The organism is Dechloromonas sp. A34, assembly GCF_026261605.1.
GTDB lineage: Bacteria > Pseudomonadota > Gammaproteobacteria > Burkholderiales > Rhodocyclaceae > Azonexus.
Map to the genome: position 1 here is coordinate 3,312,742 of NZ_CP102486.1, position 16,021 is coordinate 3,328,762.

Genomic DNA, 16,021 nt, shown 5'->3' on the forward strand with positions numbered 1-16,021 from the left:
ATGCAAAACAAGCTGATTTCCCTCGCCGAAGCCGTCCGCCGCTACACCTGGGACGGCATGCAGTACGCCAGCGGCGCCGCCCTGCCGGTCGGCTCCGACGCCATCGTTTTCGGCCGCGAACTGCTGCGCCAGAAGCGCCGCGACCTGCACGCCATCTTCCATTGCAACACCCAGCAACTGAACCTGCTGGCCGGGGCCGGCGCCGCCAGCAAGGCCGAATGCGGCTTTTCCGGGCTGGAAGTCTTCGGCTTCGCCAACGGCCTGCGCCGGGCGGTCGAAAGCGGCCAGCTGGCGCTCGAGGACTATTCCAACCTCGCGATGGCGGTCCGCCTGCTCGGCGGCGCCATGAACTGGCCGTTCGTGCCGGCCACCGTCAATATCGGCTCCGACATCCAGGACCGTAGTGCCTTCGCGCCGGACGAATACCCGGCCAAGCGCAAGATCCCGACCGTCACCGACCCATTTTCCGGCCGTGAAATCGGCGCCTTCAGGCCGCTCAAACCCGACCTCGCCGCCATCCACGTCTCGCTGTCCGACCCGCTGGGCAATGCCATCATGCTCGGCACCGAATGGAGCCGCTTCGAGCTGTCCCGCGCCGCCAAAAAGGTCGTGCTGATCGCCGATGCTATCGTCGATACCGACTGCATGCGCCAGTATCCGAATCTGGTGCGCATTCCCGATATCATTGTCGAAGCCGTGGTCTACCACCCCTTCGCCGCCTGGCCGCAGTCCTCGCCCGGGCTCTACGACGTCGACGAGGCGCACATGAAATTCATGAACAAGGCACTGGCGACTGCCGAAGGCACGGCCGACTATGTGCGCGACTATGTCGAGGGCTACACCGATCTCGACAGTTATCTCGACCTGATCGGCCGCGACACCATCGCCCGCCTCAGCGACAGCGCCACCCGCTTCCTGCTCGATCCGTTCCGGCAGTGGATCAAGACGCCCGAAGAAATCGCCACTCTGAGCGCCGAGGTGACGGCATGAGCGCCCTGCCCTACACCCGCCAGGAGATGATGGCGATCGCCACCGGCCGCGAGCTGCGCGACGGCGAACTGGCCATTTTCGGGGTCGGCCTCTCGATGCTCGCCGGCTACTTCGCCCAGGCCCACCACGCGCCCAATATCCGCGCCATGACCGAAGGTGGCGTCTATGGCGCGACGCCGGTCGGCGGCCTACCCTGGGGCATCGAGTGCAACCGCATCTCGGCCAACGCGACGAGCTTCACCAATGCGCTGGACGCCCTCGGTTTCCTGGTCGCCTCCGGTCGCTGCGACGTCGGCATCATCGGCGCGGCGCAGGTCGACAAATTCGGCAACGTGAACACCACCGGCATCTGGGACGGCGAGATCGGCGATGCCTATCGCCTGCCCAAGACCCGGCTGACCGGGGCTGGCGGCGCCAACGACATCGCCTGCGGCGCTGGCCGGGTGGTGATCATGGTCACCCACGAACCGAAGCGCTTCGCCGAGCGGGTGAGCTACATCAGTTCCCCCGGCTACCTCGGCGGCGGCAATGCCCGCGAATGCTACGGCTTCGTCGGCGGCGGTCCTTCGGCCATCGTCACGACGCTGGGCATCCTGCGCCCCGACCCGGTCAGCAAGGAGTTCATCCTCGACGCTTACTACGCCTTCTCCAGCGTCGAGGAAATCCTCTGCCATACCGGCTGGGACCTCAAGGTATCGCCGACCGTGCACGTCGTGCCCGAGCCGAGCACGGAAGAACTCGCCGCCCTGCGTCGCGTTGACGAAACCGGCGCTCTGCGCAAGTAACCCAACCAAAAAAGGAAAATTGATGAGCGACACTCCCCTCGTGCTGCGCCACGACGACCACGGCGTCACCACCCTGACCCTGAACCGCCCGGCGGCCCGCAACGCCTTGTCGCAAGGCATGCTGCGCGCCCTGCACGATGCCTTCGCTGACATCGCCAGCGACGACAGCGTGCGCGTCGTGATCCTCGCCGGCGCCGGCCCGGCCTTCTGCACCGGCCACGACCTCAAGGAGATCCGTGCCGCCGAGTACTCGCGGGACTACACCGAAGCCCTGTTCAGCGACTGTGCCGAGCTGATGCAGGCCATCGTCGATCTGCCCAAGGTGGTGATCGCCCGCATCCATGGCATCGCCACCGCCGCCGGCGCCCAACTGGTGGCCAGTGCCGACCTGGCCGTGGCCGCCGACGACAGCCGCTTCGCGACGCCCGGCGTCAATATCGGCCTCTTCTGCTCGACGCCGATGGTCGCCCTGTCGCGCAACGTCGCCCCCAAGCACGCCCTGCAGATGCTGCTCACCGGCGACCTGATCGACGCCGCGACCGCCCTGCGCTTCGGGCTGGTCAACGAACTGGTGCCGGCCGCCGAACTGGAAAGTGCAACCCTGGCCCTGGCCCGCCGGATCGCCGCCAAGTCGCCTCTGACCCTGGCCATCGGCAAGGAAGCCTTCTACCGCCAGGCCGAACTGCCGCTCGCCGAGGCCTACGCCTATACGCGCGATGTCATGGTCGCCAACCTCGAAGCCCGCGATGCCCAGGAAGGCATCAATGCCTTCATCGACAAGCGCCACCCGGTCTGGTGCGGGCGCTGAGCGGCGGCACGGGAGCGGGGCTGATACCATCGCCCCATGACCCGTTATCAGGAACTGGCTGAGCAGACCGCACACTTGATCGCCCAGGGCGTGCTGCGGGCCGGCGAGCGCCTGCCGTCGATCCGCCATGCCTGCCGGAACCATCAGGTCAGCCCGGTCACCGTAACCCAGGCCTACTACCTGCTGGAGAGCCGGGGCCTGATCGAAGCGCGCCCGCGTTCCGGCTACTTCGTGCGCGGGCGCCTTGCCCCCAGCCTGCCCGAACCGGACATGACCCGGCCGGTCGGCGGCGCCACGGAACTGCAGATCAGCGATTTCATTTTCCGCATACTGGACAGCGTCAAGGACCCCGCCATCGTGCCGCTGGGTTCGAGCTTTCCCAGCCCTTACCTGTTCCCGCTCGACAAACTCGGCCGCTTCCTGGCCAGCGCCGCCCGCAAGCTCGATCCGCTCGCCACCGTCACCGACCTGCCGCCGGGCAATGAGGAATTGCGCCGACAACTCGCCTTGCGCTACCTGGCCCGGGCGCCAAGGTCTCGCCGCAGGAGATCGTCGTCACCTCAGGCGCGCTGGAGGGCATCAACCTTTGCCTGCAGGCCGTTACGCGGCCCGGCGACCTGATCGCGGTCGAATCGCCGACCTTCTACGCCGGACTGCAGGCCGCCGAACGGCTGGGCCTGCGCGTCGTCGAAATCCCGACCCACCCGCGCGACGGGGTCAGCCTCGAAGCGCTGGCGGGAATCTTGCAGCAACACCCGGTCAAAGCCTGCCTGTTGATGCTCAATTTCTCCAACCCGTCCGGCAGCCTCGTCCCGAACGAACGCAAGCAAGCGTTGCTCGCCCTGCTCCGCCAGCGCCAAGTTCCGCTGATCGAGGACGACGTCTACAGCGAACTGTACTTCGGCCCGGAGGCACCGCTGTGCAGCAAGGCCGACGATCACGACGGCCTGGTCATGCACATTTCGTCCTTCGCCAAATGCCTGGCCCCGGGTTACCGTCTGGGCTGGGTCGCCGCCGGCCGTTTTGCCGGCGAGATCCAACGCCAGAAGCTGTCCACCAGCCTGTCGACCACCGTGCCGGTCCAGATCGCGCTTGCCGAATACCTCAAACACGGAGGCTTCGACAACCATCTGCGCCACCTGCGCCGGACTTTGGCCGCGCAGGAAGCGCTATTCGTCGCCGCCATCGAGCAACATTTTCCGGCCGGCACGCGGCTGGCCCGGCCACAGGGCGGCTATTTCCTGTGGCTGGAGTTGCCGCCGCAGGTCGACGCGCTGGCGCTCCACCAGCAGGCGCTGGAGCAAGGCATCAGCACGGCGCCCGGGCCGATCTTCTCGGCCCAGAAGGAATTCGCCCACTACCTCCGGCTCAATTTCGGCCATCCGAACTTTCCGGGTGTCGAAGCGGCCATCGCGACGCTGGGCCGGTTGGCCGGCGCACTGTGCTGAAATCTGTTCCTATAGAAAACACTACAACCTGAATCTGTTCCTGTTGCGTGGCCGGTGATTTACTCGCCGTCCACGATCAATGCCCCAAGGAACACAGGAATGGACACCCCGGTCAGCAAAATCCGCACGGCCAAGCTCGAGCTCTACCGGAAGAAGGGAAAGATCCACGCCAAGGCGGTCGATGGGCGATTCAACACGCTGCGCTGGACCATGGTCTGGCTGACCCAGATCGTTTTCTACGGTGCCTGCTGGCTCGAATGGGAAGTCGGGGGAGCCAGCCGCCAGGCCGTCCTATTCGACATCGCCCATGAAAAGCTCTACCTGTTTGGCCTCGTGCTCTGGCCTCAGGATGCCTTGCTGCTGGCCATCGCCCTGATCATTGCCGCGCTCGGGCTGTTTTTCGTTACCGCTCTGGCCGGCCGGCTGTTCTGCGGCTTCGTCTGCCCGCAGACGGTCTACACCAGCATCTTCGTCTGGATCGAGACGAAGATCGAGGGCGACCACCTGGCCCGCCTGAAGCTCGACCAGAGCCCGATGACTACCCGCAAGCTGGCCCTGAAAAGTCTGAAACACGGTATCTGGCTGGCGATCGCCGGGTGGACGGCGATCACCTTCGTCGGCTATTTCAGCCCGATCCGCGACTTGCTGGCTGCCTTGCCGCGACTGGACATCGGCCCCTGGGAAGGCTTCTGGCTGATCTTCTACGGTGCCTTTACCTACGTCCAGGCGGGCCTGGCCCGCGAAGCGGTCTGCCAGCACATGTGCCCCTATGCCCGTTTCCAGGGCGTGATGTTCGACCCGGCCACCCGCAACGTGGCTTACGACAGTCGCCGCGGCGAACCCCGGCATGGGCGCCTGAACAACGCAACCAGCGGCGACTGCATCGACTGCGGCATTTGCGTCGAGGTCTGTCCGACCGGTATCGATATCCGCCACGGCCTGCAATATCAGTGCATCAACTGCGGCCTGTGCATCGACGCCTGCGATCAGGTCATGACCCGGACCGGCGCACCAACCGGCCTGATCCGCTTTGCCTCGGCCGCGGAACTGGCCGGTCCGGCGGTCGGCGACAAGGCGAACCTCCGGCCGCGCATCGCGGTCTATATCGCCATGCTGACTGCTTTTTCCGCCCTCGGCGCCTGGAGCATCGACCGCCGCCCGCCTTTCCTGGTCGACGTCATTCGCGATCGGGGCGCACTGCATCGCGAGATGCCGGACGGCCGGATCGAGAATGCCTACACCTTGAAACTGATGAACCTGACCGATACGCCCCAGGAACTGAGCATCGACCCGGAAGGCATGGCCGGCCTCGAGGTGATCGGCCAGCGCAGTTTCCCGGTGGCGGCCGGAAGTATCAATCCGGTCCACCTGACGCTATCCGCGCCCGGCGACTGCATCCTGTCCGGCTTGCAGCCGATCACGCTACGGGTGTCGACCAATCATGCCGCCGGCCGGCAAATGCGAGAAAATACGAGTTTTTTCCTGCCCTGACATGAGCCACGACCATAGCAATCCATCCGCCCCACCGATCTGGCGAGCCCCCGATGGCTCGCCGGTGGCTTGCGTCGAAAAGATCAAGGTAATGAACGAGAACTTTGTCGAACTCCGGCAATTGGCCCTCGACACCCTGGAAGACGGCGTTCTGATGGGCTGTTCCGAAGACCAGGTGCGCCAGTGCATGGTCGACATGATTCTGTCCCTGGAATGTACTTTCGGCCCCGCCAGGCAAGACCCGAAAACTGCATCTCGCTGAAGGCGGCCTTGTTCCGCCACCAGGGTGCCGGCGGCTGCCTGCGCACGGTAGCCGCCACCGGAGCAGAAACCTGCGCTGCAGGCACTAGACAGCCCCCCTTCGCTTTGGCATAGTCTGGCACCGTTTTGCAATTGCCCGATGATCGCCTTGATCCTCCCGATGCCGCACGAATTCACTCTCTTGTGACCATTAGCCGAAGCGGCTTGCTTGCGGTCGCGGCCATCTCGCTGCAGCTTTGCCCGCCAGTGTCAGCACTGGAAATCGTCGGCGCCAGCACGATCCAGCCGATCATGAAACAACTGCAGCCGCTGATCGAGCGGGCGGAAAACGAACCCCTAACCCTGCGCGGCGGCGGTTCCGCGGCCGGCGCCGCGGCGGTGACCGATGGCCGGGCCGAGATTGGCATGGTTTCGCGTCCGCTCAACGACGAAGAACGCTCCCGACTGCAGCACGAGGTCATCGGCTACGATGCGCTGGCCATCGTCGTCAACCGGGCCAATCCGCTGATGGGCTTGAGCAAGTCCCAGTTGATCGACATCTTCGCCGGCCGCACCAGCAACTGGAAAGAACTGGGCGGTCCGGACCGCCCGATCGTGCTGGTCAGCAAGGAAGTTGGGCGCTCCACGCTGGAACTGTTCGAGCAGTACACCGGGCTCTTGAGCCCCAAGCGCGTCGCCAGCGAAGCCATTCCGCGCATAAGCGGCAAGGCCCACATCATTGGCTCCAACCTGGAGTCGCTGACCCTGGTCGGCGGCCTGCCCGGAGCGATCGGTTATGTCTCGGTGGCCACAGCCCACTCGATGGATGAGGCCGGACTGCCGATCAAGATCCTGAAACTTGAGGGCATCGAACCGAAACCGCAAAGCATCGCCAACGGCAACTACCCAATCATCCGCGAACTGAACCTGGTGTTCCGCGCCAGGACGGCCCGAGTAGACCGCCTGCTCCAGCTGATGCAGGGTGACGAGGGCATCGCCGTTCTGCGCCAGCAAGGTTTTCTGCCACCCGTCGTGCCACCGGGCAGCCGGCCATGAATTCGACCCTGACCGGCCGGATCCTGCTGCCTTTTGTTGTCGTTGCCTGCATCGTGCTGGCAGTGCTGTTCGCACTAGAACAGGTCGGCCGGCGGGGCGATACCGCCCATGAAGTCGAACGCCGACTGATCACGGTGCAGTTGCAACTGCGCGAAATTTCAGCCCAAGTGCAGGGTGGCATCTTGACTGGCCAGGAGCGGTTTGCCATTCAGGCCGCGAATGCAGCGCTCGAAGCGGATCGCCAACTGGTTGCGCTGGGCCGGTTGCGCCACGATACCGGCGAGTTGGGCAGCCATTTCGAAAACTACTATGCGGGCATGGTGGCGCTGAATTCACTGTTTCTCGAAAACCGCGCCGAGGAAGGAACGCAGCGACTGGCCGGCATGCGCGACCTGCAAGGACAAATCGACGAGCACGTGAATGTCATGCGCGAAGCGGCCCGCATCGACCGGGCCAGGCTGGCACGATTGGCGGTGATCGCCGAAATCGTGTCGGCAGTCGCCTTGCTGGGGGCGCTATTCCTGATGGCGGCATTGCTCATGCGCCGGGTGGCGAAGCCAGTCAAGCACTTGGCCCATGCGGTGGAGGGCATTGCCGAAAAAGCCGAACTGGATCTGGAACAGCTGAAGAACCTGCTGCCCGCGGCGAAAGCTCATGCCGGACCATCGTGGCCGCCGGCTCGGCTGAACGACGAACTCGGTTCGCTACTGCAGAGCTTCCAACGCATGGTCGAGCTGCTCGACCATGAGCGCGAGGCCTTGCGCCTGGCGGCCAGCGTCTTCCAGAACAGCCGCGAAGGCATCCTCATCACCGATCCGGACGCCAACATCATCGACGTCAACGAGGCTTTCAGCCGCATCACCGGCTACCCGCGCGAGGAGGCCATCGGCCGCAACCCGCACATTCTCCGATCGAACCGGCAGGATGCCGCCTTCTACCAGGCGATGTGGCAGGCGCTTGCCGGGCAGGGTTTCTGGAGCGGGGAAATCTGGAATCGGCACAAGAACGGCCACGACTACCCTCAACTACTGACCATCAATACGGTACGCGATGCAGCGGGCAAAGCGACGCATTACGTCGCGGTCTTTACCGACATCACCCGCATCAAGCTGCATGAGACCGAGTTGGAGCACAGCGCCCATTACGATGCGCTGACCGGCGTGCCCAACCGGGTGCTGCTCGCCGACCGCATGGGCCAGGCCATCGCCCTGTCCCGCCGCGAAAAGAAACTGATGGCCGTCAGCTACCTGGACCTCGATGGCTTCAAACCGATCAACGACCGCTATGGCCATGCCGCCGGCGACCGTCTGCTGGTCGAAATCACCCGGCGCCTGAAGGGGCTGTTGCGCGGTTCCGACACCATTGCCCGGCTAGGTGGCGACGAATTCGTCTTCCTCTTGCTCGGGATGGAGGGCTCGCCCCAATGCACCGCCACGCTCGAACGCATCCTCGAGGTCATTGCCCAACCCGTCGATCTGGGCGGCTATGCGGTTTCGGTCTCGGCCAGCATCGGCGTCACGCTCTACCCGCTGGACGACGGCGATCCGGACACCCTGCTGCGCCATGCCGACCAGGCCATGTACCAGGCCAAGGAGGCGGGACGCAATCGCTACCACTTCTATGACCCGGAGCAAGACCGCCGCGCCGTATCACACCGCGAGGCGGTGTCGCGCATAGCCCAGGCACTGGAAAGCGGTGAACTTGAACTGCACTATCAGCCCAAGGTCGACATGCGGGCCGGCAAGGTAATCGGCGCCGAAGCACTGATTCGCTGGCGCCATCCGCAACGCGGCCTGCTCCCCCCGATGGAATTCCTGCCCGTCGTCGAACATACCGAGATCGATCTCGCCATCGGCCAATGGGTTGTCCGGACCGCGCTGCAACAGATGCAATCCTGGCGGGCCTCGGGTTTCGATCTCCAGGTCAGCGTCAATATTTCGGCCCATCATCTTCAGCATGAAAACTTCGAGACCTGGCTGAGCGGGATGCTCGCCGCCTTTCCCGATGTGCCGCCGGCCTGTCTGCAACTGGAAGTACTGGAAACCACAGCCTTCGACGACATCGTCAATGTTTCGGCCGTCATGCGCCAGTGCCGGGAAAAAGGCGTCGGCTTCGCACTCGACGATTTCGGCACCGGTTATTCGTCGCTGACTTATCTGCGCCGCCTGCCGATCGATGTGCTGAAGATCGACCGTTCCTTTGTCGGCGACATCCTGACCGATCCCGAAGACCTGGCTATCGTCCAGAGCGTGATCGCCCTGGCCAGGGCCTTCGGCCACAGCGTCGTCGCCGAAGGCGTGGAAACGGCCGAGCATGGCCTGATCCTGCTCGGCCTGGGTTGCGACCAGGCCCAAGGCTGGGGCATCGCCGCCGCCATGCCGGCCGCCGATTTTCCGGGCTGGGCGCGCGACTGGCGGCCTGACCCGCGCTGGCGCGAGAACGCCCAACAAAGCCTATAAGCACATAACAATAACGTCGTTCCCCGGCCTCGCCGCTCCCGTGAAAATCGCTGCAAACAACCGAAGGACAGCATTTCATGGCAACTACACAGACCACCGCAGTCGACCGCCCGTTCTGGGACGAAAAGCTTGAAACCCAGTCGCGCGCCGCCTGGGATGCCCTCAAACTCGACCTGCTGAAAAAGCACCTGCACCACGCCTACGCCAACTCGCCGTACTACAAGGCCAGTTTCGACACCGCCGGCGTGCATCCCGACCAGGTCCAGTCGCTGGCCGACATCCGCCGTTTTCCCTTCATCGAGAAGAAGGTGCTGCGCGAGCGGCAGGAAGCCGTGCCACCCTTCGGCGACCTGGTCGCCGTGCCGGAGCGCGACATCGTCTATATCTCGGCATCGAGCGGCTCGACCGGCGTGCCCACCGCCTCGCCGTTCACGGCCCAGGACTTTGAAGACTGGATGGACTACGAGGCCCGCCAGTTCTGGTCTTCCGGCCTGCGCCCGGACGACCGCTACTGCCACTCGCTGAATTTCTCGCTGTTCGTCGGCGGCCCCTGCGTGCTCGGCGCCCAGAAGCTCGGCGCGCTGTCGATCCACGCCGGCACCGTGCCCTCCGAACGCCTGCTCGCCATCGCCAAACAATTCCAGGCGACGGCCATCTGGACGACGCCGTCCTATGCCTGGTATCTCGGCGAAACGGCAGTCAAGGAAGGCATCGACCCGAAGAACGATCTCGCCATCAAGCGCATCTTCGTCGCCGGCGAACCGGGCGGCTCGATCCCGGAAACCCGGCAGCGCATCGAGGCGCTGTGGGGCGCCAAGGTCTACGATTACTACGGCCTTTCCGACATCTTCGGTTCCTGCGCCGGCATGTGCGAAGAGCAGCACGGCCTGCACTGGGCCGAGGATCACATCCTGGTCGAAGTGCTCGATCCCGATACCCAGGAACCGGTCGCCGAGGGCGAACGCGGCGAGCTGGTATTGACCACGCTGAAGAAGGCGGCGCGGCCGATGATCCGCTTCCGCACCGGCGACATCGTGTCTTTCACCAACGAACCCTGCGCCTGCGGCCGGACCGCGCAGCGCATGCTGGGCACGCACGGCCGCCTGGACGACATGCTGATCATCAAGGGCGTCAATATCTTCCCCAGCGACATCGAGGCCATCGCCCGCAAGGACCACGACCTGAGCGGCGAATACAAACTGATCGTCGAACGCGAAAACCATCTCGACCGGCTGACCGTCGAAGTCGAGCGCGCCGCCGGCGATGCCGGCCAGGATGCCGAACTGGCCAAGCGCTTCGCCGGCCACCTGAAGTCGATCACCGGCGTCGCCGCCAAGGTCGTTATCCTGCCGCCCGACACCCTGCCTCGCGCCACGCACAAGGCGAAGCGCGTCGAGGATCGGCGCCAGCACGTCTGGAGCTGAACATGGCAACCACCCTGATCGTTCCCGGGCTGCGCAACAGCGGACCGACCCACTGGCAAAGCTGGCTCCAGGGGCAATTGCCGGACAGCCATCGCGTCGAGCAGGCGGATTGGGAAACCACCTGTTTCTCCGACTGGGCGGCCCGCGTGCGCGAGGAAATCGATGCCATAGAGGAACCCGTCTGGATCGTCGCCCACAGCTTCGGCTGCCTGGCCAGCGTGACCGCCGGTTTCGTGCGCCCCGGGCAGATTCTGGGCGCCCTGCTGGTCGCCCCGGCCGATCCGCAGCGTTTCGGCGAACCGACCGCCCTGCTCGAGGAAAAGCTGCAATTCCCCAGCCTGGTCGTGTCGAGCAGCAACGACCCCTGGGTCAAGGCCAGCGCCGCGGAATACTGGGCCGGCCAATGGGGCAGCGACTATCTGAACATTGGCGAAGCCGGCCACATCAATGTCGATTCCGGGCACGGCCCGTGGCCGGAGGGATTGATCCTGTTCGAACAGTTGCGGGCCGGGGCCAGCATCAGCGATCTGCTGCGCAAAAACGACCGCCCCTAATGACCATGCCCGAATAATGGGCAAAGCGTATAAATCGTTTCTGAGACAAGGCTCTAGCAGGTCAATCCAGTTCCTACCCCCAAGCTTATCCACAGGAAATGGGGATAAGCTTTTCGCTTTGGGGGGAACGGCATGAACGATTGGCGAATGGCGAATGGCGGCTGAGAGACTATGACGGCTTGGCGACCGGGTGCCTCATACCGCTAATCCGGCCTCGTTGAACAGCCCTTCGAATAGGATGGAACTCAGGTAGCGCTCGCCGGAATCAGGCAACACGACGACGATGGTCTTGCCGGCGTTCTCCGGCTTCCGGGCCAGTCGGCTGGCGGCAGCGACGGCGGCGCCGCTGGAAATCCCGGAAATGATGCCCTCTTCCCTGGCCAGGCGACGGGCGTAAAGCACGGCATCTTCATTGGAGACCTGTTCGACGGCATCGACCAGCGAGAGGTCGAGGACGGCCGGGACGAAACCGGCGCCGATGCCCTGGATCTTGTGCGGCCCGGGCTTGATCGGCTCGCCGGCGCGGGCCTGGGTCAGCACCGGGCTGGCAGTCGGCTCGACGGCCACCGACTGGATCGCCTTGCCCTGGGTCTGCTTGATGTAGCGCGAAACGCCGGTAATGGTGCCGCCGGTGCCGACACCGGAGACCAGGATGTCGATAGCGCCCGCGGTGTCGTTCCAGATTTCCGGGCCGGTGGTAGTTTCGTGAATGGCCGGGTTGGCCGGATTCTTGAATTGCTGCAGCAGAACGTACTTCGGGTCGGACGCGGCGATTTCCTCGGCCTTGGCAATGGCGCCGCCCATGCCTTTGGCGCCTTCGGTCAGCACCAGCTTGGCACCGAAGGCGGTGAGCAGCTTGCGGCGTTCGAGGCTCATCGTTTCGGGCATGGTCAGGGTCAGCGGAATGCCCTTGGCGGCGGCAACGAAGGCCAGCGCGATGCCGGTATTGCCGGAGGTCGGCTCGACCAGTTCCTTGCCGGGGCCCAGCAGGCCGCGCTGTTCGGCGTCCTCGATCAGTGCCTTGCCGATCCGGTCCTTGACCGAGTAGGCCGGGTTGCGGCCCTCGACCTTGGCGAGCACGGTGGCCTGGGCCCCGTCGATGATGCGGTTCAATTTGACCAGCGAGGTACGGCCGATCGGCTGCGAGTTATCTGCAAACCATTTGGACATGCTGTTTTCTCCCTGAAAATCATCTGTAGCCACCAATCTATCGCCCACCATTCAGGCGCCGAACGAATAAAAAATCAGATCGATATAAGGATCTTCGTGATATCGATGTTGGCAATAGATTCTTTGCCAAGACGTCGAAACTACGGAAAACTAGCTCCCAACCGCCGGATTTAATCGATAACTTGCCAAGGCGGGCGACAAATTCTGGCTAAAGCGTCGCTCGCTCCAGTACTCCCCGGGAGCCGGCCTCGCCGGACCAACAGGGGAGCAAGGAGCAAGTCATGGTTCTTACCCTCGAACTACCCATCCGCCGCAACCCCATCGACCCGCTGACCGCCTACGAAAGCCGCTTCGGCGACCTGCCCGCCTGGCTGGACGAAATCAGCCCCGGCGAAGCCCGCTCACTGGCCTTCCTGGCCCTGCGCCGGGGCGCGCCGCTCGCCCCCGCGGATATCTTCTCCTGAGGATCAGGCAGCGACACCGGCCAGTGCACTACCCAGCTGGCCGACGCTGCGCCGGCTGAAGACAATGGGCACCGCCATGGCTTCGGCCCCCTGGCGGATCTTCTTGGCCAGACCGTGATTGACCTGGTCGACCATGACCACGATGACTCGCGTATCGAGCGGAATCTGGCGATGACATTCGCTCTGCTTGCGCCCGCTCCAGTGCCGAACCGGGACATAACCCTGCTCGGCGAGAAACGCCTTGTACGACCCGACCCGGTCACCACCGACGATCAATGCCGACATGATCTGCTCCCTGAATGATTGACAGGCTCAATCTAGCGGCAGCGCCAGGGCAAGCGAACGACTTAATCCTGCAATCGACATAAGGCGTTTCGCTATATGTATCTATCCGAAACTCGCTTGGCGGCGAGCACCTCAATCATTCCCGAACGGGAATAATCTTTCCCAACATCAATTTTTAGGAAGAAATATTCCCGTTCGGTAAATTAAGCTTGCGCCACGCCACATCCTGACCAATAATTTCCCGAACGGGAATTTATTCAACAAGGATTGAAGCGATGGCCGGCATCCGCAGCACACAACAACTGGGCGACAGCTTGCGCGCGGCACGCAAGCAACTCGCCCTGACGCAGGCGCAACTGGCGCTGGCGGCCGGGGTCGGGGTGCGTTTCATCGTCGACCTCGAAGCCGGCAAGCCGACGCTGCGCCTGGCGCAGGTGCTGCGCGTCATCGATGCGCTGGGCGGCGAGCTGGCGCTCAACGGCCTGCCGGTGCCGAGCGCCGGCGGCGGAGACAGCCATGACGCTTGAGTTGGCGGTCTGGCTGTTTGCCTATGCGGTCGGCACGCTGTCGCTGAGCGAGGGGCGCCTGGCTTTCCAGTACCGCACCGACTGGCTGCAACGGCCCGACGCCCTGGCGTTGTCCGCTTCCCTCCCCTTGCAGGCCGAGGCTTTCGACGACCACCAGGCGCGCCCTTTTTTCGCTGGCCTGTTGCCGGAAGGCCGATTGCGCCGACTGATCGCGCAGCAGTTGCATGTTTCCGGCCAGAACGACTTTGCGCTGCTCGACAGCATTGGCGGCGAATGTGCCGGGGCGATCACTTTCCTGCCACCGGGGCAGCCCCTGCCGGCGCCGGCCGCTGAAGATGCGGTGCGCTGGCTGGATGACAACGAAATCGTCGCCATGCTCGACGAGTTGCCCCGCCGCCCGATGCTGGCTGGCAAGGATGGCCTGCGCCTCTCGCTGGCCGGCGCCCAGGACAAGTTGCCGGTGGTCTTCGACGGCCAGCGCCTCGGCTTGCCGCAGAGCGGGCGGCCAAGTACGCACATCCTCAAACCGCCGATTCATGGGCTGGCAGACACAGTCGCCAACGAGGCTTTCTGCCTGGCCCTGGCCGAGGCGATGAAGTTCCCGACGGCGCGCTCGCAGATCGGCCAGGTCGGCAACCGCTGCTTCCTGCTGGTCGAGCGTTACGACCGCCCGCCCCAGCCGCAGGAGCCGGCCAGCCGCCTGCACCAGGAGGATTTCTGCCAGGCGCTGGGCGTGGTGCCGGAGATGAAATACCAGAACGAGGGCGGCCCCGACCTGGCCCGCTGCTTCGATCTGCTGCGCCGCGTCACCCGGCCCAGCGCGCCGCAAGTGCTGCGCCTGCTCGACGCCGTGGTGTTCAACGCGCTGATCGGCAACCACGATGCCCACGCCAAGAACTTCTCGCTGCTTTACAGCGGCCGCTCGCCGGTACTGGCACCGCTCTACGACATCCTGTGCACGGCGGCGTACCCGGATTTGACGCCGAAAATGGCCATGAAGATCGGCAGCAAGTACAAGTTCGCCGAGGTGCAGGCGCGGCACTGGGATCAGTTCGCCGAGGGTGCCGGTCTGGCCCGGGCGCAAAGCCGCAAACGCGTCGGAGAACTGGCCCGTGCCCTGCCGGCGGCAGCCCGCAAGCTGCAGGCGCAAGCCGGCCGGGGCTTTGCTGGCCTGCCGCTGATCGAGCAGATCGTCAGCTTGATCGAGCAACGGGCGGCGCTGACTCTGCGCCGGCTGCAGGACAACACCGGCTAGGTGTTTCAAAACCGTCGGGTAAGACTTGGGGCGCGACTAGAGCGCGACAGGAGGTACGGACTCCACGCGACCCAAGACAGGTTCTCAAGTGGCCAGCATCACCTCGTTGGATTTGAAAGTCGCCAGCACCTCGGCCCCGACTTCCAGGGGTTGCTCGCTCAGCGAACGGGTCAGTACCGTCGCGCTGACCAGCCCGCCAGGGGTCAGAACGCGGACTTCGGAAAGCACACTATCGATGACGATTTCGGTAATGCGACCGCGGATCTGATTGCGGTTATTGATCGCCGCGACCGTCATCAGGCGCTTCAGCACACGGCTTTCCAGTTGCGCGAACTGTGCTTCGCCGTGTTCGCGAGGGCGCGCCAGCGCCACCTTTTCATCGAGCGTGATCCGGCCGTCCTCGATCAACACGATGCGATCGCCGAGTGCCACGGCCTCCGATACGTCGTGGGTGACCAACAGGGCCGTAAAGCGGTGCTGCTTCCAGAGGCTCTCGATCAGGCGCTGCATTTCGATACGGGTCAAGGCATCCAGCGCGCCCAGCGGCTCGTCGAGCAGCAGCAGGCGCGGCCGGTGGATCAGCGCCCGGGCCAGGGCCACCCGCTGGCGCTGGCCGCCGGAGAGGCGGCTCGGCCATTCGTCGGCGCGATCGGCCAGGCCCACCTGCCCCAGCACCGCGAGCGCCCGCTCGCGAACCTCGGGCTTCGACCCGGCGAGGCCGATGGCGACGTTCTGGATAACCGTCCGCCACGGCAGCAGCCGCGCATCCTGGAACATCATGCGGACATCGTCTTTGAGCACGCCGGCCGATTTTCCGTCGAGCCGGATGGCGCCGTTGCTCACCTCATCCAGCCCGGCCAACTGGCGCAGCAAGGTGCTCTTGCCGCAACCGCTACGCCCGACGATGGCGACGAATTCACCGGCTGCGATGTCGAGATCGAGGCCATGCAGCACCTGGCGTTCGCCAAAGCGTTTTTTCAGCTGGCGCACGCCGATGCTCAGCCCCTGCCCCCGGGGCTGGGTGGCGCGGACCTCGTCCCATTCACGATTGTCGATTTTCATGTC

General features: G+C 64.5%; 15 protein-coding genes and 1 pseudogene. 13 read left to right on the plus strand and 3 right to left on the minus strand.

The window, feature by feature from the left end; all coding sequences use genetic code 11:
- The 10 genes and pseudogenes from NQE15_RS16585 (at position 1) to NQE15_RS16630 (ending at position 11,255) form a co-directional block, all read left to right on the plus strand.
- Positions 1-990, plus strand: a complete 990-nt coding sequence (locus NQE15_RS16585) for a CoA transferase subunit A (RefSeq protein ID WP_265942815.1) — start codon at positions 1-3, stop codon at positions 988-990.
- Positions 987-1,775: a CoA-transferase subunit beta gene (locus NQE15_RS16590; protein ID WP_265942817.1), complete on the plus strand. Its 789-nt coding sequence runs from the start codon at positions 987-989 to the stop codon at positions 1,773-1,775. Before NQE15_RS16585 ends, NQE15_RS16590 begins: the two co-directional genes overlap by 4 nt.
- 22 nt (positions 1,776-1,797) lie before the next feature.
- Complete coding sequence (locus tag NQE15_RS16595; RefSeq protein WP_265942819.1) at positions 1,798-2,583, plus strand: enoyl-CoA hydratase; 786 nt, start codon at positions 1,798-1,800, stop codon at positions 2,581-2,583.
- Between the two features lie 36 nt (positions 2,584-2,619).
- A pseudogene (locus NQE15_RS16600) lies at positions 2,620-4,031 on the plus strand (PLP-dependent aminotransferase family protein).
- 99 nt (positions 4,032-4,130) lie between these two features.
- Entirely contained in the window at positions 4,131-5,522 is a 1,392-nt protein-coding gene (gene ccoG, locus NQE15_RS16605; RefSeq protein ID WP_265942821.1) for a cytochrome c oxidase accessory protein CcoG, read from the plus strand.
- 1 nt (position 5,523) lies between these two features.
- Entirely contained in the window at positions 5,524-5,784 is a 261-nt protein-coding gene (locus NQE15_RS16610) for a hypothetical protein (RefSeq protein ID WP_265942823.1), read from the plus strand.
- Positions 5,785-5,987: 203 nt separating this feature from the next.
- Entirely contained in the window at positions 5,988-6,818 is an 831-nt protein-coding gene (locus NQE15_RS16615; RefSeq protein ID WP_265942826.1) for a substrate-binding domain-containing protein, read from the plus strand.
- Entirely contained in the window at positions 6,815-9,277 is a 2,463-nt protein-coding gene (locus NQE15_RS16620) for an EAL domain-containing protein (RefSeq protein WP_265942828.1), read from the plus strand. Before NQE15_RS16615 ends, NQE15_RS16620 begins: the two co-directional genes overlap by 4 nt.
- A 77-nt stretch (positions 9,278-9,354) precedes the next feature.
- On the plus strand, positions 9,355-10,701 hold the full coding sequence (locus tag NQE15_RS16625) for a phenylacetate--CoA ligase family protein (protein ID WP_265942830.1): 1,347 nt from the start codon (positions 9,355-9,357) through the stop codon (positions 10,699-10,701).
- Positions 10,702-10,703: 2 nt separating this feature from the next.
- On the plus strand, positions 10,704-11,255 hold the full coding sequence (locus NQE15_RS16630) for an RBBP9/YdeN family alpha/beta hydrolase (protein ID WP_265942832.1): 552 nt from the start codon (positions 10,704-10,706) through the stop codon (positions 11,253-11,255).
- 195 nt (positions 11,256-11,450) lie between these two features.
- On the opposite strand, the gene cysK is transcribed toward NQE15_RS16630, so the two are convergent.
- Complete coding sequence (gene cysK / locus NQE15_RS16635; protein WP_265942834.1) at positions 11,451-12,425, minus strand: cysteine synthase A; 975 nt, start codon at positions 12,423-12,425, stop codon at positions 11,451-11,453.
- A gap of 281 nt (positions 12,426-12,706) precedes the next feature.
- Between cysK and NQE15_RS16640 the strand changes: the two genes are divergently transcribed.
- Positions 12,707-12,889: a hypothetical protein gene (locus NQE15_RS16640; RefSeq protein WP_265942836.1), complete on the plus strand. Its 183-nt coding sequence runs from the start codon at positions 12,707-12,709 to the stop codon at positions 12,887-12,889.
- Between the two features lie 3 nt (positions 12,890-12,892).
- Here the strand turns inward: NQE15_RS16640 and NQE15_RS16645 are convergent, their stop codons facing one another.
- On the minus strand, positions 12,893-13,174 hold the full coding sequence (locus NQE15_RS16645) for a DUF2325 domain-containing protein (protein ID WP_265942838.1): 282 nt from the start codon (positions 13,172-13,174) through the stop codon (positions 12,893-12,895).
- Between the two features lie 314 nt (positions 13,175-13,488).
- Between NQE15_RS16645 and NQE15_RS16650 the strand changes: the two genes are divergently transcribed.
- Both NQE15_RS16650 and NQE15_RS16655 read left to right on the plus strand, forming a co-directional pair.
- Positions 13,489-13,701, plus strand: coding sequence for a helix-turn-helix transcriptional regulator (locus NQE15_RS16650; protein WP_416336473.1), 213 nt, complete (start codon positions 13,489-13,491; stop codon positions 13,699-13,701).
- A complete protein-coding gene (locus tag NQE15_RS16655) occupies positions 13,691-14,956 on the plus strand; it encodes a type II toxin-antitoxin system HipA family toxin (RefSeq protein WP_265942842.1) in 1,266 nt (421 codons plus the stop codon). Before NQE15_RS16650 ends, NQE15_RS16655 begins: the two co-directional genes overlap by 11 nt.
- An 84-nt stretch (positions 14,957-15,040) precedes the next feature.
- On the opposite strand, the gene NQE15_RS16660 is transcribed toward NQE15_RS16655, so the two are convergent.
- A complete protein-coding gene (locus NQE15_RS16660; RefSeq protein WP_265942844.1) occupies positions 15,041-16,018 on the minus strand; it encodes an ATP-binding cassette domain-containing protein in 978 nt (325 codons plus the stop codon).
- Positions 16,019-16,021: the final 3 nt, after the last annotated feature.